The 17,629-nt window shown below is 66.2% G+C and carries 17 protein-coding genes; 10 read left to right on the forward strand and 7 right to left on the reverse strand.

Annotated elements, in window-relative coordinates; genetic code table 11:
- Positions 1-77 precede the first annotated feature (77 nt).
- Both ctaD and coxB read right to left on the reverse strand, forming a co-directional pair.
- Positions 78-1,790, reverse strand: a complete 1,713-nt coding sequence (gene ctaD, locus VH326_RS06870) for a cytochrome c oxidase subunit I (RefSeq protein WP_329631064.1) — start codon at positions 1,788-1,790, stop codon at positions 78-80.
- A 4-nt stretch (positions 1,791-1,794) separates the two neighbouring features.
- Complete coding sequence (coxB, locus tag VH326_RS06875; RefSeq protein ID WP_329631065.1) at positions 1,795-2,928, reverse strand: cytochrome c oxidase subunit II; 1,134 nt, start codon at positions 2,926-2,928, stop codon at positions 1,795-1,797.
- Positions 2,929-3,119: 191 nt separating this feature from the next.
- Between coxB and VH326_RS06880 the strand changes: the two genes are divergently transcribed.
- The 5 genes from VH326_RS06880 to maiA all read left to right on the forward strand — a co-directional run bounded on the left by VH326_RS06880 (position 3,120) and on the right by maiA (position 7,104).
- The gene (locus tag VH326_RS06880) at positions 3,120-3,884 is read left to right on the forward strand and encodes a pyridoxine 5'-phosphate synthase (protein ID WP_329631066.1); all 765 of its coding nucleotides are present in this window, start codon (positions 3,120-3,122) and stop codon (positions 3,882-3,884) included.
- 103 nt (positions 3,885-3,987) lie between these two features.
- Positions 3,988-4,416, forward strand: coding sequence for a holo-ACP synthase (gene acpS / locus VH326_RS06885; protein WP_329631067.1), 429 nt, complete (start codon positions 3,988-3,990; stop codon positions 4,414-4,416).
- Positions 4,413-5,411, forward strand: coding sequence for a signal peptidase I (gene lepB, locus VH326_RS06890; protein WP_329631068.1), 999 nt, complete (start codon positions 4,413-4,415; stop codon positions 5,409-5,411). Before acpS ends, lepB begins: the two co-directional genes overlap by 4 nt.
- A complete protein-coding gene (locus tag VH326_RS06895) occupies positions 5,408-6,484 on the forward strand; it encodes an AI-2E family transporter (protein ID WP_329631069.1) in 1,077 nt (358 codons plus the stop codon). Before lepB ends, VH326_RS06895 begins: the two co-directional genes overlap by 4 nt.
- A complete protein-coding gene (maiA, locus tag VH326_RS06900; protein WP_329631070.1) occupies positions 6,481-7,104 on the forward strand; it encodes a maleylacetoacetate isomerase in 624 nt (207 codons plus the stop codon). Before VH326_RS06895 ends, maiA begins: the two co-directional genes overlap by 4 nt.
- On the opposite strand, the gene VH326_RS06905 is transcribed toward maiA, so the two are convergent.
- Complete coding sequence (locus tag VH326_RS06905; RefSeq protein WP_329631071.1) at positions 7,101-8,189, reverse strand: glycosyltransferase; 1,089 nt, start codon at positions 8,187-8,189, stop codon at positions 7,101-7,103. The two genes, maiA and VH326_RS06905, sit on opposite strands and share 4 nt — an antisense overlap.
- A 255-nt stretch (positions 8,190-8,444) precedes the next feature.
- Here VH326_RS06905 and VH326_RS06910 point away from each other — a divergent pair, with 255 nt between their 5' ends.
- Together VH326_RS06910 and VH326_RS06915 are read left to right on the forward strand one after the other, a co-directional pair.
- Positions 8,445-9,392, forward strand: a complete 948-nt coding sequence (locus tag VH326_RS06910; protein ID WP_329631072.1) for a hypothetical protein — start codon at positions 8,445-8,447, stop codon at positions 9,390-9,392.
- Between the two features lie 7 nt (positions 9,393-9,399).
- The gene (locus tag VH326_RS06915) at positions 9,400-10,590 is read left to right on the forward strand and encodes a glycosyltransferase (RefSeq protein ID WP_329631073.1); all 1,191 of its coding nucleotides are present in this window, start codon (positions 9,400-9,402) and stop codon (positions 10,588-10,590) included.
- Here the strand turns inward: VH326_RS06915 and VH326_RS06920 are convergent.
- Positions 10,579-12,033 carry a hypothetical protein gene (locus VH326_RS06920; protein WP_329631074.1) on the reverse strand — a complete coding sequence of 485 codons (1,455 nt, stop codon included), beginning with the start codon at positions 12,031-12,033 and terminating at the stop codon, positions 10,579-10,581. The two genes, VH326_RS06915 and VH326_RS06920, sit on opposite strands and share 12 nt — an antisense overlap.
- Before the next feature lie 85 nt (positions 12,034-12,118).
- On the opposite strand from VH326_RS06920, the gene VH326_RS06925 reads away from it, so the two are divergent.
- Positions 12,119-13,738 carry an alkaline phosphatase D family protein gene (locus VH326_RS06925; RefSeq protein WP_329631075.1) on the forward strand — a complete coding sequence of 540 codons (1,620 nt, stop codon included), beginning with the start codon at positions 12,119-12,121 and terminating at the stop codon, positions 13,736-13,738.
- A gap of 25 nt (positions 13,739-13,763) precedes the next feature.
- Here the strand turns inward: VH326_RS06925 and ubiG are convergent, their stop codons facing one another.
- Positions 13,764-14,507 carry a bifunctional 2-polyprenyl-6-hydroxyphenol methylase/3-demethylubiquinol 3-O-methyltransferase UbiG gene (ubiG, locus tag VH326_RS06930; protein ID WP_329631076.1) on the reverse strand — a complete coding sequence of 248 codons (744 nt, stop codon included), beginning with the start codon at positions 14,505-14,507 and terminating at the stop codon, positions 13,764-13,766.
- A 52-nt stretch (positions 14,508-14,559) separates the two neighbouring features.
- Here ubiG and VH326_RS06935 point away from each other — a divergent pair, with 52 nt between their 5' ends.
- The gene (locus tag VH326_RS06935) at positions 14,560-15,831 is read left to right on the forward strand and encodes an aspartate kinase (RefSeq protein ID WP_329631358.1); all 1,272 of its coding nucleotides are present in this window, start codon (positions 14,560-14,562) and stop codon (positions 15,829-15,831) included.
- Here the strand turns inward: VH326_RS06935 and VH326_RS06940 are convergent.
- A complete protein-coding gene (locus VH326_RS06940; protein ID WP_329631077.1) occupies positions 15,828-16,244 on the reverse strand; it encodes a secondary thiamine-phosphate synthase enzyme YjbQ in 417 nt (138 codons plus the stop codon). The two genes, VH326_RS06935 and VH326_RS06940, sit on opposite strands and share 4 nt — an antisense overlap.
- A 1-nt stretch (position 16,245) precedes the next feature.
- Positions 16,246-16,500 carry an endonuclease domain-containing protein gene (locus tag VH326_RS06945; protein ID WP_329631078.1) on the reverse strand — a complete coding sequence of 85 codons (255 nt, stop codon included), beginning with the start codon at positions 16,498-16,500 and terminating at the stop codon, positions 16,246-16,248.
- 97 nt (positions 16,501-16,597) lie between these two features.
- Between VH326_RS06945 and VH326_RS06950 the strand changes: the two genes are divergently transcribed.
- Positions 16,598-17,629 (forward strand): NAD(P)H-dependent flavin oxidoreductase, encoded by a 1,032-nt coding sequence (locus VH326_RS06950; RefSeq protein WP_329631079.1) that lies wholly within the window; start codon positions 16,598-16,600, stop codon positions 17,627-17,629.

The following is a 17,629-nucleotide window of genomic DNA, read 5'->3' on the forward strand; positions in this document are numbered from 1 at the left end:
CGGTGCTGCAAAGCATCCTTCCCCAACGAAAAACGCCCCGGATTTCTCCGGGGCGCCTTCGTGTTGCTCAAGAGCGATCAATGATGGTGCGAATCGCCGTCGTCTATCACCGGCAGCGTCTCGAACTGGTGATATGGCGGCGGGCTCGACAGCGTCCATTCGAGCGTCGTCGCGCCCTCGCCCCACGGATTGTCGGGCGCCTTCTTGCCCGCGAACAGCGACCAGAACAGGTTGACGAAGAAGATCCCCATCCCGATCGCCATGATCGTGTAGCCATAATCGGACGCGATATGGTTCCAGTAGGCGAGGTTGTCGACATAGTCGGGATACCGCCGCGGCATGTTCTGGAGGCCGAGGAAGTGCATCGGGAAGAACAGCACGTTGACGCCGACGAAGAACACCCAGAAGTGCGCCTGACCGAGGAACTCGTTGTACATCCGCCCGGACATTTTCGGGAACCAGTAATAGAAACCGGCAAACAGCGAGAACACCGCGCCGAGGCTGAGCACGTAGTGGAAGTGCGCCACGACGTAGTACGAATCCTGCATATAATCGTCGATGCCGCCATTGGCGAGCACCACGCCGGTCACGCCGCCGACGGTGAACATGAAGATGAAGCCGAGCGCCCAGACCATCGGGGTCTTGAACGTCAGGCTGCCGCCCCACATCGTCGCGATCCAGCTGAAGATCTTGATGCCGGTGGGCACCGCGATCACCATCGTTGCGGCGGTGAAGTACATCTTGGTGTTCACCGACAGGCCGGTGGTGAACATGTGGTGCGCCCAGACGATGAAGCCGACCACGCCGATCGCGACCATCGCATAGGCCATGCCGAGATAGCCGAACACCGGCTTCTTGGAGAAGGTCGCGATCACCTGGCTGATCATGCCGAAGCCCGGCAGGATCATGATGTAGACTTCGGGGTGCCCGAAGAACCAGAACAGATGCTGGTAGAGGATCGGGTCGCCCCCGCCTTCGGCCTGGAAGAAGGTCGTGCCGAAATTGCGGTCGGTCAGCAGCATGGTGATTGCCGCGGCGAGCACCGGCAGCGCCAGTAGCAACAGGAAGGCGGTGACCAGCACCGACCATACGAACAGCGGCATCTTGTGCAGCGTCATGCCCGGCGCGCGCATGTTGAAGATCGTGGTGATGAAGTTGATCGCGCCCAGGATCGAGCTCGCGCCCGCCAGGTGGAGCGACAGGATCGCCATGTCGACCGACGGCCCCGCTTCCTGAGTCGATAGCGGGGCATAAGCGGTCCAGCCGATCCCGGCGCCGCCGTCTGCGCCGCCGAAGAACGGGCTCGCCAGCAGCAAGGTGAAGCTCGGCACCAGCAGCCAGAACGAGATGTTGTTCATCCGCGGGAACGCCATGTCGGGCGCGCCGATCATCAGCGGGACGAACCAGTTGCCGAAACCGCCGATCATCGCCGGCATGACCATGAAGAACACCATGATCAGCCCGTGCGCGGTGACCAGCACGTTCCACAGATGGCGCGCCTGGTCGATGTTGACGTCGCCGCCGCCACGGATGTGGTTGAGCGTGTTCGCCCAGGTACCGAGATACTGGATGTGCGGCGAGGCCAGCTCGATCCGCATCAGCCCCGAAATCGTTCCGCCGATGATCCCCGCGGTGATCGCGAAGATCAGGTACAGCGTCCCGATATCCTTGTGGTTGGTCGACATGAACCAACGCGCGAAGAAGCCCGGCTTGTGATCGGCGTCGTGATGATGCGCGTGGTCGCCCGACTGGGCGTCGAAATGCGCTGGGTTGAGGGCGATGTCGCTCATGATCTCAATGTCCGGAAGTGCTGGCGCTCGCGGAACTTCCCGCGGCTGGCTGATTGATGGTCGGCGGTGCGACGGTCGCGTTGACCACCGGGCCGGTCGTGTTGCTCACCGCATCGGTATCGGGCACCGCCACGGCGGGCTTGCCACCTGCCACCGTGCCGCCCTTGGCGACAACCCAGCGGTTGAAGACGTCGAGCGGGACCGCTTCGACCGCGATCGGCATGTAGCCGTGGCGCGGCCCGCACAATTCGGAGCACTGGCCGAAATAGAGGCCGGGCTTCTCGATCGTGAAGCTGGTTTCGTTCAATCGCCCGGGCACCGCGTCGAGCTTGATCCAGAACGCGGGAACCGCCCAGCTATGGATGACGTCGGCGGCGGTCGTGATGAGCCGGATCGGCACCCCGACCGGGAGCACGACTCGATTATCGACCGCGAGCAGGCGCGGGCCGTCGGCATCGGTACGCGCGCGCTCGTTCCCCGAAACCTCGTCCTTTTCCTTCAGGATGTTCGACGTGACCTCGAACCCGCCATTGTCGGGATAGGCGTAGGTCCAATACCATTGGTTGCCCGTCGCCTTGAGCGTGATCGCGTTCTTGGGCGCCGGCTTGAACTGCGCTTGCAGCAGCCCGATCGACGGAATTGCGATCAGCACCAGGATCAGCACCGGGACGAGCGTCCAGATCACCTCTATCGTGGTATTGTGCGCGGTCTTCGACGCGACCGGATTGGCGCGGCGGTTATAGCGCGCGACCACCCACAGCAGCAGGAACAGCACCAGCAGCGAGATCGCGGTGATCACCGGCACCAGGATGACGTTGTGCATCCACGCGGCCTGCACGCCGTTCTTGGTGACTTGCGGCTGGAGGCCGATTTCCCCGTCGACCGGCTGGCCGATCTTGGGGTCGATCGCGATCGTCGGGGCGCCGTCGGTTGCCAGCATCGCCGAATCGGCGGCGGGCGTCGGAGTCGCGACAGGGGTAGGGGCCACAGCCGGCGCCGGTTGCGACGCGGGAACGGTCGCCGCGGGCGTCGTCGATGCTGGAGCGCCGACGGGCACCGTTTGCGGTGCGGCATGGCCGACGCCGGCGAGCATCAGCCCCGCCGCCAGCATCGCAGATTTGAACCCGATAAAGCGCATCGTGTCGCGTCACCCTGTTGGTTGCGAATCGCCGCGCGCGACGCTTCGCCGAAAATCCCGGTTGCAGGCTGAATTGGCCTGTCTGGCCGGGCCTATACGCCGCGGGCTACGCGATCTTCAAGGCTCGCGGCACAAATTGATTGGGCACCGGCGTTGCGCCGCTTCGGATGGGTCCGTATCTGTCCGGATCGATGAGCGGTTCGCCCCCTTCGCGTCTGCGCGCCCCCGCCGGAAGCCGGATCAGGCTGGGTGTCAATATCGACCATGTCGCGACGGTCAGGAACGCGCGCGGATCGGGCTATCCCGACCCGGTGCGCGCGGCGTTGCTCGCCGCGCAGGCCGGTGCCGACGGCATCACCGCGCACCTGCGCGAGGATCGGCGGCACATCACCGACGACGACATTGCGCGGTTGTCCGCCGAGCTGCCGATTCCGCTCAACCTCGAAATGGCGGCGACCGACGAGATGCTCGAGATTGCGCTGCGCCACCGCCCGCACGCCGCGTGCATCGTCCCCGAAAAGCGCGAGGAGCGCACCACCGAGGGCGGACTCGACGCCGCCGGGCAGCACAATCACCTCGCGCCGATGGTCCGCGAACTGGCAAACGCCAACGTCCGAGTGTCGCTGTTCATCGAGCCCGACCCGCGCCAGATCGAAGCGGCGCTGAGCCTCGGCGCGCCGGTCGTGGAGCTTCACACCGGACGCTATTGCGAGCTGGCGGGCGAGGAGCAATCGGCCGAGCTTCGCCGAATCGCCGATGCCGCGGCGCTCGCCGTCAAGAACGGGATCGAGCCGCATGCCGGGCACGGGCTGACGTTCGACAATGTCATGCCCGTGGCCGCAATCCCACAGATCGCCGAGCTCAATATCGGTCACTTCCTGATCGGCGAGGCGATCTTCGACGGGTTGGCGCCGGTGGTGCAGCGAATGCGCGCGCTGATGGATGAAGCGCGGTGACCAGCCATATTCGTCGCCCCGGCGAAGGCCGGGGCCGCTGCGATGCGTCGGGCGACAGGTATCTCAAACGGAGCGGCCCCGGCCTCCGCCGGAGCGACGTGCTATGATCATCGGCCTTGGCTCCGACCTCTGCAGCATCGATCGGATCGAAAACTCGCTCGACCGTTTCGGCGAACGATTCGAGCAACGCGTGTTCACCGAAACCGAGCGCGCCAAGGCGAACCGCCGCCCCTTCACCAAGGCCGGCACGCTGGCCAAGCGATTTGCGGCGAAGGAAGCGTTCTCCAAGGCCGTCGGCACCGGGTTCAAGCTTGGCGTGTTCATGAAGGACATCGGCGTCGTCAACTTGCCGAGCGGCGCGCCGACTTTGGCGCTGACCGGCGGCGCGCGCGCCAAGCTTGACGCGATGATGCCGCCGGGCCACGTGGCGCACATCCATCTGACATTGACCGACGATCATCCCTGGGCGCAGGCGTTCGTCGTGATCGAGGCGCGGCCGGCGCCCGACGAATCCCCCCTGGACAGCGAATGAGCGAAGAGTTGGCGTTGGACGAACACGAGATTGCGGCGACCCCGACCAGCGACAACCCTGTCGCCGCGGACCTGCCTGTCGATGCGCACGCCGCCGAGGATCCGCCGGGCAAGGCGCGCTCGCGGGCGGCAACGTTGCGGCGCGAAGCGATCGGCATCTTCTGGCTGGTGCTCGCGGTGCTCGGCTTTCACAGCTTCATCGCCAAGCCGTTCTACATTCCGTCCGAATCGATGCTCCCCGGCCTCCTAGTCGGCGACCAGCTGATCGTGACCAAATATCCCTATGGCTGGTCGTTCATCTCGCCGACCATCCCCAACCCGGTCGCGATGTGGAAGGATCTTGTCCAGCACAAGCCACAGGAAAGCTGGGGCGTGCAGCTGCCGTTCGTGAAGGGACGGCTATTCGGGCGGCTACCCGAGCGCGGCGACGTCGTGATCGTGACTCCGCCGGGGCACAACCAGGACTATATCAAGCGGGTGATCGGGCTCCCCGGCGACCGGCTCGAAGTGCGCGACGGGGTCGTCATCCTCAACGGCGTGCCGGTGAAGCGAGGGCCGATCCATTACGTCGATATTCCCGATTATGGCGGGCTGCCCGCGTCGGACGGGCGGCCGACCTGCGACGGCGGGACGACACGCAAGGCCGGCGGCAGGATGATATGCCGTCTGCCGCTGGTGCGCGAGACGTTGCCCAACGGGCGCAGCTACGAGACGGTCGAATTGGGGCCGAGCTTCACCGACAATTACGCGCCGCTGACGATCCCCCCCGACCATGTCTTCCTGATGGGCGACAATCGCGACGAATCCGCCGACAGCCGCGTGTCGCTCGACGGCGGCGGGCTCGGCGGTGCGGTGCCATGGGAATATATCGGCGGCCGCGCCGAGTTCATCAGTTTCTCCAAGAACGGCAGCGCGACATGGAACCCGCTGACCTGGTGGGGCGGGTTGCGCGGCGGGCGGGCCGGCACCTCGCTTCACCCGAGCCGCGCGCCATGAGCGGCGATCGGCCCGGAGAGCTCGTCACCGAGCCCAGCCCGCACGAGATGCGCGACCCGGAAACTCGCCGCGAACTGAAGCGCGCGTCGGTGTGGCTGGGGCTCGCAGCAGCAATGGCGTTGGTCGTCATCCTGATCCAGCCGATCCTGATCATTATGGCGGGATTGGTGTTCGCATCGATGCTCGACGGCGGGGTGCGGCTGCTCGGTCGCGTGCTCAAGATCGGGCGCGGCTGGCGGCTGATGATCGTCGTCGTGCTGACCGTGCTGTTCGTCGGCCTTACCGTCTACAAGACCGGCAGCGGGATCGTCGTTCAGTTCCACCAACTCCAGTCGACGCTGACGGTCCAGTTCGACCGGCTGTCGCAATGGGCGGCGGCGCAAGGCATCGCACCCGGCACCGACGATCTCAAGGGGCTGACGCAGCAGGCGCTGGGATCGGTCGGCAAGCTGACCAGCTGGATCGGCACCGCGATCGGCGCGATCTCCACGATGTTCATTATCATGGTGATCGGCGTGTTCGTCGCGATGGAGCCCCGCATCTATGACCGTGGGCTGCAATGGATCGTCCCGACCGAATATCGCGCCGAATTCGCGTTGACGCTCGGCCGGATGGCGTCGCAGCTGCGCCGGCTGCTCGCCGGGCGGTTGGCGGGGATGGCGGTCGAAGGCGTGCTGATGTGGATCGCGCTCAGCCTCGCGGGCATCCCGATGGCGCTGGTGCTCGGCATCATCACCGGCATGCTCGCCTTCATCCCCAATATCGGCGCGTTCGTCAGCGGCGTGCTGATGATTTCGGTCGGCTTCTCCGCCGGAGTCGACAAGGGGTTGGCAGCGATCTTCATCTATTTCGTCGTCCAGGCCTTCGACGGCTGGGTCGTCATCCCGTATGTCGCGCGGCGCACGGTCGATCTGCCGCCCGCGCTGACCTTGTCGATGCAGATCCTCGCCTCGACGCTGTTCGGGGTGCTCGGCCTCGCGCTTGCCGATCCGCTGACCGCGATGATCAAGGTCGCGATGGAGCGCACATCGGAGCGCGCGATGGAGGAAGAACCGCAAGGGGCGCTGCTATGATCCGGCTGTACGATTACTGGCGCTCGTCGGCGAGTTATCGCGTGCGCATCGCGTTGGCGATGAAGGATGTCGCGTACGAGCGCCACGACGTGAATTTGCTCGCGGGCGAGCAAGGCGCCGACGCCAACCGTGCGCGCAACGCGCAGGGGTTCGTCCCGACACTGGAGGTCGACGGGCAGACGATCGGCCAGAGTCTTGCGATCATCGATTGGCTCGACTCGACCTACCCCGACCCGCCCTTGTTGCCGCGCGACCCGATGGCGCGCGCGCATACGCTGCAGCGCGCGCTGGCGATCGCTGCCGATATCCACCCGGTCAATAATCTACGCATCCTCAAGCGGCTGAGCGCGATGGGGATCGACCAGGCCGGACGCGACGATTGGTACCGCCACTGGGTCGCCGACGGGTTTGCCGCGCTCGAGGCGATGGCAGGCGAGGGGCGGTATCTCGGCGGCGAGACGCTTGATCTGTCGGACGTCTGCCTGGTCCCGCAAATGTACAATGCGCGCCGGCTCGAAACCCCGCTCGACGCCTATCCGCGGCTGGTCGCGATCGATTCGGCGTTGAACGAGCTGCCCGCGTTTCAGGCGGCGCGCCCCGACCGCTTTGCGCCCGCCTAGAGCCGGCGGTCGAACACCAGGTTCTCGAACAGCCGGATATAGCGTTCGGCCGAATCGCTGCCCCGCGGCGGCACCGGATCGGGGCGCGCGCGGCCAGGCGCGAGCCAATGATCGAGCGCTGCGACAAGCCCACGTGCGTCGCCGGGGGCGACGATGCTGCCGTGCGCCGGGCTGGCGACGATCTCGCGGATCGCGACACTCGATTCGGTGGTGACGACCGGGGTGCCGACCGCCAGCGCCTCCTCCAGCACACCAGGCACGCCTTCGAAGTCGGAGGTCAGCACCAGCGCGCGCGCTTCGCTCAGCGCGACGTGCGGGTTGGTCGAATAGCCCGGCAAATGGACTCGATCGCGCAGGCCGAGCGAATCGATTTGGTTTTCAAGCTCGGGCCGCGCCTCGCCCTCGCCGAGGATCATCAATTGCGCATCGCGCCGCGATACGTCCGCGAGCGCCGCGATCGCGCGGTCCCAGCGCTTCTGCTGCGACAAGCGTCCGATTCCGATCAGATAATCGCTGCCCGATAATGGCGCAGTGGGCGCGCCGGTAGCGGGCGCAGCCGGTGGGTTGGCGATCACGCTGACGCGATCGGCGCCGATCCCGGTCATCGTCACCGCCTCGGCGGCCATCGCGGGGCTCATCGCCACCATGTGGTCGACGAACGCGCCATGCGCGCGCAGCCACAGCCGGTAACCCTGGCGTACCGGGAAATGCTGGTCGTCGCGATCGAACCGGTTCGAGACCTTGGCGACGATCGGCGGACAATCGCGGGCGAGGCATGCGTGCAGCCAAGCCGCCGCGCCCGAATAGGCATTGCCGGGGCAGAATATGACGTTCGGCTGCACGTGCCGGACGATTCCGGGCAAGGCCCGCATCAGCCCCAGATACGCGCGATCAAGCACGATCACGTCGACGCCGGGCGGGATTTCGCCGGCATGCGGCCCCCCCGCCGAGCCGAGCACCAGCGTCACGCCCTGCCCTGCTTCGACCCAGCCGCGCACCAGGCGCAGCAAGGCCCGCTCGACCCCGCCCTCGTGCAGCGACTTGGCGTAGGTGAGAATTCTTACGGGACCGTAAGGACTGAGCATCGATGCCGCCTAACGCCCAAATGTATCAGAAGTTTCGCAGCGCAAAAATTCGCGCGCGCATAAACGCGGCGAACCTGCGCGTAAGGGATGTTGCGCTGCACCATGCCCTTGTCAAACGCGCCGCACGGTCCCAGATGCGCGCCGAATCCCGGCCTCGCTCATCGCTTGTCCGGAACCTTGCCGTTAAGCGGCCATTATTCCCTGCAATTCCGCGCGCCGGAATCGTTCGGGCCGATGATGGATTTTGGAGCGTCGATGAATAGCGGCTTTGTCGAGGCTCCGGTCAACCCGGCGGCGCATCTCGGTCCGAACCTGGCTGGCGCGGCGGAGGATCTTGCCGGGCTCGAGCCGGTCAAGACGCTTCAGAGCCGCTGGCCGATGGTGATCGCGGGCGTGCTGACCGCGGCGATGATCGTCGGGCTGGTCCACCAGCTGCTCAAGTCGGGGCTCGCCGGATTGAGCCATGCGACGCCCGGCAACCCGCTCTATTACCTGTTCTTCGTGCTGCTTTATCTGTCGCCGCCGATCGGCGACTACATCATCTTCAGGAAGCTGTGGCGAATTCCGCTCGAAGGGCTGGGGGCGCTGATGAAGAAGCGGATCGCGAACGAGGTGGTGCTCGGTTATTCGGGCGAGGCCTATTTCTACGCTTGGGCGCGGCAGCGCGCGCAGATGGTTGCGGCGCCGTTCGGGGCGGTCAAGGACGTCATGATCCTGTCTGCGATGGCCGGCAACGTGATGACGCTGGCGATGACCGCGCTCGCCATGTCCTCGCTCCCGCCCGAATACGAGCGCCCGATGCTGGTCGGGATGGGCGTGGTGGTGGCGATGTGCCTGCCCTTCCTGTTCTTCTCGCGCCGGGTATTCTCGCTCGATCGCTCGAGTCTGTGGTGGGTGTTCGGGGTTCATATGGTGCGGCTCGCGGTGGGCAGTGTGGCGATCGCGTTCGCCTGGCACTTCGCGATGCCCAGCGTGGCGATCGGCACATGGCTTACGCTGTCGGCGACGCGGATGATGGTCTCGCGCCTGCCGTTCCTGCCGAGCAAGGACACCGTTTTTGCGACCGTCGCGATCGGCTTGCTCGGCGCACACAACGATTCGCTGAAGAGCCTGATGGCGTTCACCGCCGCGTTGATCCTGCTCGTCCATGTCGTGCTCGCCGCCGGGTTCGCGGTGCAGAGCCTGATCAAGCGCCAGGTCTGACGCGCAAGTGCGCATCGTCGACGTCAACGAATTCTACTCGCCGACCGGCGGCGGCGTGCGCACCTATATCGACCGCAAGATGGCGATCATGGCGGAGATGGGTCACGAACTGATCTGCATCGCGTGTGGCAAGGAAGACCGGGTCGAGGAACGGCTCGGCGGCGGCAAGGTCATCTACGTCAAATCGCCGGGGTTGCCGTTCGACAAGAATTACGGCTTCTTCACGCGGCGCGACCCGATCTGGCGGCTGCTCGACGAATATCAGCCGGATGTCGTCGAGACCTCGTCGGGGTGGCGCCCAGCCTGGATCGTCGGCAAGTGGCAGGGGAGCGCCCTCAAGTCGTTCTTCATGCATAACGACAATATCGCGGCCTATCCGATGCGCTGGTTCGAGTGGATCGCGAACCCGGATGACATCGAGGATGCGTGCTTTATCTACGATCGCTACTTCAACCGCTTCCTCGACCTGTACGACACCGTCGTCAGCAACGGGCCGGCTTTGCTGAAGCGGCTGAGACGGCGCGGCGTCCGTGTCGATGCCGCGATGACGCTGGGGATCGAGCGCAGCCACTTCTCCCCCGATCTGCGCGACGAGCGGCTGCGCGCGGCGATGCTTCGCCAGCTCGATCTGCCGGCCGACGGGCATTTGCTGCTGGGAATGGGACGGCATCACGGCGAGAAGCGCTGGGCGATGGTGATCGACGCGGTCGAGCGCGCCGCCGACCGGTTGCCGGTCGGGCTGATGCTGCTCGGCACCGGGCCCGAGAGCAAGCGGCTCGAGGCCCGGATCGCGGGCAGCCCGCACATCAGAATGTTCCGCCCGGTCTACGCCCGCACCGAGCTGGCGCGGATCATGGCGAGCTGCGACGCGCTGATCCACGGATCGGAGGGCGAGCCGTTCGGGCTGGTCCCGTCCGAGGCGATGGCGTCGGGTTTGCCGTTGATCGTTCCCGACACCGGCGGCTGTGCCGAGGTCGCCGACCCGCTGACCAGCGAGACGTATCGCGCGCGCGACGGTGCCGACTCGGCGCGCGCGATCGAGCGGTTGTTCGCGCGCGAACCCGCGATCCTGCGCAAGGCGGCGATGGTCGCCGCCGGACGCGTGCGCACCGACCGCGAGCACGTCGTCGATTTGATGGCGCATTATGCCGCGTGCATCGCCGAACGCGACGGCAAGCGCGGCGTTCTAGCCGCCTGACTTCAGCGCGAACACCGACAGGCGATCATTGCCGAGCGGCAATTGCGCGCGCAGCCTGTAATCCTTGGCCATCCGCTCGATGACGATCGCGCGAAGCTCCGGCCGCTCTCCCAGATAAGGCGCGCGCATCACCACCACTGCGGGTTTCAATGCGAGGATACGTTCGACCTCGGCGCGCTGGTCGACTCCGATCGCGCCGCGTTCGCGCTTGCGACCGAGATGGCTCGGAAAGGCGTAGCGGCTCAGCCGGCAGCGCCCGCTCATCGGATAGAGCATCGTATCGCCCGAATAGACGTAGAGGCAGCCCGACCCGTGCCCGATCGCGTCGACCACTCGCGCCAACTGCGCCGGGCCGCCGCGATTGAGCCGCTTGACGATAACGGTCGCCTCGCCGCCGAGCAGCGCGACCGCCAGCACTGCGATCGTGATCTTGCGCGACCGGCGCGGATCGTCGGCGAACCCCGCGGCGCAAACGCAAAGCGGCACCAGCAGCGGCAGCGCGTAATGGTCGAACCACGACCCAAACACGAGCAGCCCGAACACTGCCGCGGCGAGCCAGCCGAACATCCAGCCGCGCAACCCCATCCGGTCCCCGCGCAGATAAGCGAGGGTCGCCGCCGCGAACAACGGCGAGGCGATCAGCGCGATCTTGAACAGATTGCCGAGCTGCTCGCCCATCGGGTCGCCCTGGCGCGCGGCGATCGACGCGAAATTGGCGTAGACGAACGCCTGCCCTTGCCCGATCGCGGCATAATAACCCCAGGCGAGCGCGGTCGGCAGCAACGCGGCGAGCGCCAGCAGGGCGGCCGCCGCCAGCAGCGGCACGGCGTGCGTCCGCTTGCGCCATTCGCGCCACATCCACCACAGCCCGAAGAACAGCCCTTCGAACACCACCGAATATTTGATCTGGAGCGACACGCCGACGAGCAGCATCGCGAGCAGCCCGCGGCGGAACCGCGCGCCCGCCAGGTGATCGCGCCCGCTCGGCGCGATCAGCACCGCCGCGGCTACCATCAGCAAATTGTAGAAGACCGGCGCCTGCCCGCCTTGCCCCTCAAGCAGGTCGAGCCAGATGACGTAGGCGAGTGCCGCCGCCATCGACCCGCGCCGCCACCCCGCGCGATCGGCGAGCCGCGCGATCAGCAGCGCGGTCGCGACCACCGCCGCGAGCGCCATTGCCTGGTATACCCAGATGCCGAGCGGCAGCCCGAACGCGGCGGCGGGCGTGTAGAGCAGGAACAGCCCGATCGGCTTGCGGTCCCAGATGTCGACATAAGGCAGCGCGCCATCGAGCATCGCCCGCGCGGTTACGAAATAGAAGCTCTCATCGACATGCACGATTGGGTTGCCGAACGTCGCCACCCGCGCGATGATCGCCGCCAACGACAACAGCGCCCAGCGCGGCAGGCGGGCGATGGCGTCGAGAGGCTTGGTGGGGGTCACGTTCGCGCCCCTAACAGCGGCCCGCTCGGCTGTCATCAAAGCGCCACGCCCGCGGAGCAAACGGCGCCGATAAGGGGAGAATGCGATGCTCAGGATCGATCGCCGCTCGCTGCTGATGACCGGGACGCTGGGGCTGGGGGCGTACGCCGTGCCCGGATTCGCCCAGACGCCGAATGTCGCCGATGCCACCGGCTTCACCCACGGCATCGCGAGCGGCGAGCCGGCGAGCGATTCGATGCTGTTATGGACTCGCTACGTCCCCGCCGACGGCAAACCGGTCCATGTCGCGGTCGAGATGGCGGACACGCCCGATTTCGCCAGGATCGTCGGCGGCGGCGTGGCGATCACCGGTCCATGGCGCGACTGGACGACCAAGATCACCGTGCCCGGGCTGCGGCCGGGCCATGTCTATTTCTACCGCTTCGTCGCGCCCGATGGCACGCGCTCGCCGGTTGGGCGGACCAAGACGTTGCCCGAAGCCAACCAGACGCGGTCGTTCCGCGCCGCGATCTTCTCGTGCGCCAACATGCCGTTCGGCTATTTCAACGCTTACGCGCACGCCGCGGCCCGCGACGACATCGACCTTGCGATCCATCTCGGCGACTACCTCTACGAGTATAAATTGGGCGGCTACCCGCCGCTCAAGGACCAGGTGCGCACGACCGAGCCCGCCAACGAGCTGATCCACCTCGCCGATTACCGCCTGCGCTATGCGAGCTATCGCAGCGATCCCGACCTTCTGGCGCTCCACGCGCGCGTGCCGATGATCGCGCAATGCGATGACCACGAAACCGCCAACGATAGTTGGGAAGGCGGGGCGGAGAACCATCAAGCCGACGAAGGCGACTGGACGCTGCGCAAGATCGCCGGGCTTCAGGCGTATCGCGAATGGATGCCGATCAGCGACGAGCCGTGGAAGACCTACGAGATCGGCGGCCTCGCGACCCTGTTCCGGACCGAGACTCGCGACCTCGCGCGCACCAAACAGCCCGACATCGCGCCGCTGTTCAGAACGGCCGATCCCGGCGCGGCGCTGAAGGCATTCCGCGACGGGCCTTGGACCGACCCCGCCGCGACGATGATGGGGACTCAACAGCAGGACTGGCTGTTCCACGCGTTGCGCCGATCGGTAAAAGCGGGGCAAAAGTGGCAGATCGTCGGCTTCGGCACGATCATGGGCAATACCGTGATGCCGGCCGACGCGCTCGGGTGGCTCGATCCGGGCGCCGGCGAACGCGCCAAGAATTACGTCCTCGCCGGAATTCAGGCCGCCAAGGTCGGGTTGCCGTTCAACTACGACTCGTGGGGCGGCTATCCCGCCGAACGCGCGCGCTTCCTCAAGACCTCGCAGGCGGCGGGCGCGAATCTCGTCGTCATCTCGGGCGACAGCCACAATGCCTGGGCCTACGATCTCGGCCAGGACGGCAAGCCCGCCGGGGTCGAGTTCGCCGGTCAGAGCGTGACGTCGAACGGTTACGAAAGCGCGGTCAAGACCGACCCCAAGGTCGTCGCCACCGCCCTGGTCGCGGCCAACCGCGAGCTCAAATGGTGCGACACGTCGCGGCGCGGCTATATGGCGATGACGATCACGCCCGAGCGCGTGACCAACGATTGGCTGTTCGTCGATTCAGTCAAGACTCGTTCGCCGCGGGCGGTGGTGGGGCACACCGCTACGGTGGCGCGGGGTCGGGATGTGATGGCCTAAACTCCCTCTCCTCTCGGGGAGAGGGCTAGCCCGCGCGCACCGCCGTCACGAAATAATCGAGCCGTTTGTCCTCACCGACATAGAACCCCCTGCCGAGCGAGAAGCCGAGGCCGGCGGTGTCGACCACCTTCAGCCCCGCCACCTCGGCCAACGTACACAATTCGTCTGGTGTCAGGAACTTGTCCCAATCGTGCGTGCCCCTGGGGATCATTCCCGTGCCCTCGCCGACCGTGATCATCGCCAGCCGCGACAAGGGCGTGCGGTTGGGGGTGGAGAGGATCATCAGGCCTCCTTCCGCCAGCGCGCCTGCCAGCCCGGCGATGAAGCGCGCCGGATCGGGGACGTGCTCGATCACCTCCATCGACGTGACGAGGTCGAACGTCTCGCCCGCCACCGCCTCGACCGCTCCCGCGCGATAGTCGATCGTCAGCCCCGATCGCTCGGCATGCGCGCGAGCAACGCCGATATTCTCCGCCGCCGCGTCGACCCCCGTCACGCTCGCGCCCAATCTTGACAGCGGCTCGCACAGCAATCCCGCGCCGCACCCCATGTCGAGCGCGCGCTTGCCGGCGAGCGGGGTGAAGCCGACGCCGTTGCGCCGCCAATGATGGTCGATCTGCTCGCGAATATATTTGAGCCGCGGCGGGTTGAGCCGGTGGAGCATCGCCGACGATCCCTTGGGATCCCACCAGTCCTTCGCGAGCTTGCCGAAATGCGCGGCCTCGTCCGGGTCGATGCTAGGTACGGACGTTACGGTTGCGTCGGTCATGCGCGCTTCCTATCAGCGCCGCTCCGGCATTCCAAAGGACTTCCCGCAGCCGATGGCGCGTATCGTGATGAAATTCGGCGGCACGTCGATGGCGGGGATCGAGCGAATCCGCGCCGTGGCGCGCCGCGTAAAGCGCGAGGTCGAGGCGGGAAACCAGGTGGCGGTGGTCGTCTCGGCAATGGCCGGGGACACCGACCGGCTGGTCAATTTCTGCCGCGAGGCGTCGTCGCTCTACGATCCGCGCGAATATGACGTGGTCGTCTCGTCGGGCGAGCAAGTGACCAGCGGGCTGCTCGCGATTGCGCTTCAGGCGCTCGGCGTGCCGGCACGCAGCTGGCTCGGCTGGCAGCTTCCGATCCGCACCAGCGACGCGCACGCCTCGGCGCGGATCGAGGAGATCGACATGGCCGCGCTCGAAAAGGCGCTTGCATCAGGCGAGGTCGCGGTGATCCCGGGTTTCCAGGGTGTCGCCGATGGAGCCCGGCTGACCACGCTCGGCCGCGGCGGGTCGGACACGTCGGCGGTCGCGGTCGCGGCGGCGATGAAGGCCGATCGCTGCGACATCTACACCGACGTCGACGGCGTCTACACGACCGACCCGCGGATCGTGCCGCGCGCGCGCAAGCTGCGCCAAGTGACGTATGAGGAAATGCTCGAGCTCGCGAGCGTCGGGGCCAAGGTGCTCCAGACCCGCTCGGTCGGCTTGGCGATGAAGGAAAACGTCCGAGTTCAGGTATTGTCGTCGTTCGTGACCGACGATGCCCTGATGGCGGACACGCTGCCCGGCACGATGATCGTCGGCGAACAGGAGATCGAAGACATGGAACGCCAGCTGATCACCGGCATCGCGCACGACAAGAACGAGGCGAAGATCACGCTGACCAGCGTCAGCGACACGCCCGGATCGGTCGCCGCGATCTTCGCGCCGTTGGCCGCCGCCGGGATCAATGTCGACATGATCATCCAGAATATCGCGCACCAGACCGCAGAGCACGCCGCGGCGACCGACGTGACCTTCACGGTCCCCGCCGTCGACCTGCCGCGGTCGATCGACGCGCTCAACGCGGCCAAGGGCGAGATCGGGTTCGACAAACTGGTCCACGACACCCGCGTCGCCAAGATCTCCGTGGTCGGGGTGGGCATGAAGAGCCACACCGGCGTCGCCGCGACGATGTTCACCACGCTGGGCGCGCGGGGGATCAACATCCAGGCGATCTCCACCAGCGAGATCAAGGTGTCGGTGCTGATCCACGAGGACGAGACCGAGCTTGCTGTGCGCGTGCTGCATACGGCGTACGGGCTGGACGCGGAGGAAGCGGCCTAGTCGCCGATCAAGTGCAGCGCGATCCGCCGATGATGCGGCGCGCGGCGATGCTCGAACAGATAGATGCCTTGCCATGTGCCGAGCACCGGGCGGCAGTTGGCGACCGGGATCGATAGGCTCGTCGCGGTGAGCGCGGCGCGCAGATGCGCGGGCATGTCGTCGGGGCCTTCGTCGTCATGCTCATAGTCGCGCGATTCGGGCGCGACGCGCGCGAAATATCGCTCCAGGTCGCGTCGCGCGGCGGGCGCGGCATTCTCTTGAATCAGCAGCGATGCGGACGTGTGGCGGACGAACAAGGTGAGGAGGCCGGTCTCGATTCCGCATTCTGCGACCCATGCCATCACCTGATCGGTGCAGTCGTACAGCCCTTGCCCCGCAGTCTCGATCGCGATTTCGGTGGCCGCCTGTTGCATCTTAGCCCTCTCCCGCTTGCGGGAGAGGGTTGGGCGAGGGTCTTTCTTCTTCCATGTGTCGGCTCAAAGCTGTCCGGATGATATCCATTACCCCGGCGATGTTTTCGAGCACATCATCGTTCCAGAAACGAAGGACTTCGCAAACCCTAGCATTCGAGAAACATCGTTCGCCGGCATCGCGGTCGGTATTGTGCTGTCCGCCGTCTATCTCGACGATCAACAAGGCCTCAAGACAGGCGAAGTCTACGACTCCCATCGTTGCGAAGAGTAGAAGAAATAAGACCCTCGCCCAACCCTCTCCCGCAGGCGGGAGAGGGCTAGAAGATGGCGGTCGTTGCGGCTAACCCGCCGCCATGACAGCATCCTTATCGATCGGCGCCGAGCGCCTTGCCCGCCGCATGGCGCGGGGTGTCGACTTCCTCGGGAGCGAGGTCGCGATCCTGTGCGGCGCGATGTCGTGGGTATCCGAGCGCAACCTCGTCGCGGCGATTTCCAACGCCGGCGGGTTCGGGTTGATCGCATGCGGGGCGATGACGCCCGAACTGCTCGATGCCGAGATCGCCGCGACCAAGGCGCTCACGTCCAGGCCGTTCGGGGTCAACCTTATCACGATGCACCCGATGCTGTTCGATCTGATCGCCGTGTGCGCGAAGCATCAGGTCACGCATGTCGTGCTCGCGGGCGGTCTGCCGCCCAAGGGTTCGCTCGAAGCAATCAAGGAGACCGGTGCGAAGGTGATCTGCTTCGCCCCCGCATTGAGCCTCGCCAAGAAGCTGATCCGGTCGGGCGTCGACGCTCTGGTGGTCGAAGGGATGGAGGCCGGCGGACATATCGGACCGGTCTCGACCAGCGTGCTCGCGCAGGAGATCCTGCCCGAAGTGGCCGAACAAGTCCCGGTGTTCGTCGCCGGCGGGATTGGGCGCGGAGAGGCGATCAGCGCGTATCTCGACATGGGTGCCGCCGGTGTCCAGCTCGGCACGCGTTTCGCTTGCGCGACCGAAAGCATCGCCCACCCCAATTTCAAGAAGGCGTTCTTCCGCGCCTCTGCGCGCGATGCGGTGTCGAGCGTCCAGATCGACCCGCGCTTGCCCGTCATTCCGGTGCGCGCGCTCAAGAATGCCGGGGGCGAGCTGTTCACCGCCAAGCAGCGCGAGGTCGCGCAAGCGCTCGACGAGGGCAAGGTCGAGATGATGGAAGCGCAGCTCCAGATCGAGCATTATTGGGCGGGCGCGTTGCGCCGCGCGGTGATCGATGGTGATGTCGAGCACGGGTCGCTGATGGCGGGGCAATCGGTCGGGATGGTGACCAGGGAAGAGCCCGTCGCCGAGATCATCGCGCAATTGATGGAAGAGGCCGCCCACGCGCTGGAGAAGCGCGCGGCGTAA

Source organism: Sphingomonas sp., from assembly GCF_036269755.1.
In the GTDB taxonomy this organism is placed as follows: Bacteria; Pseudomonadota; Alphaproteobacteria; order Sphingomonadales; family Sphingomonadaceae; genus Sphingomonas.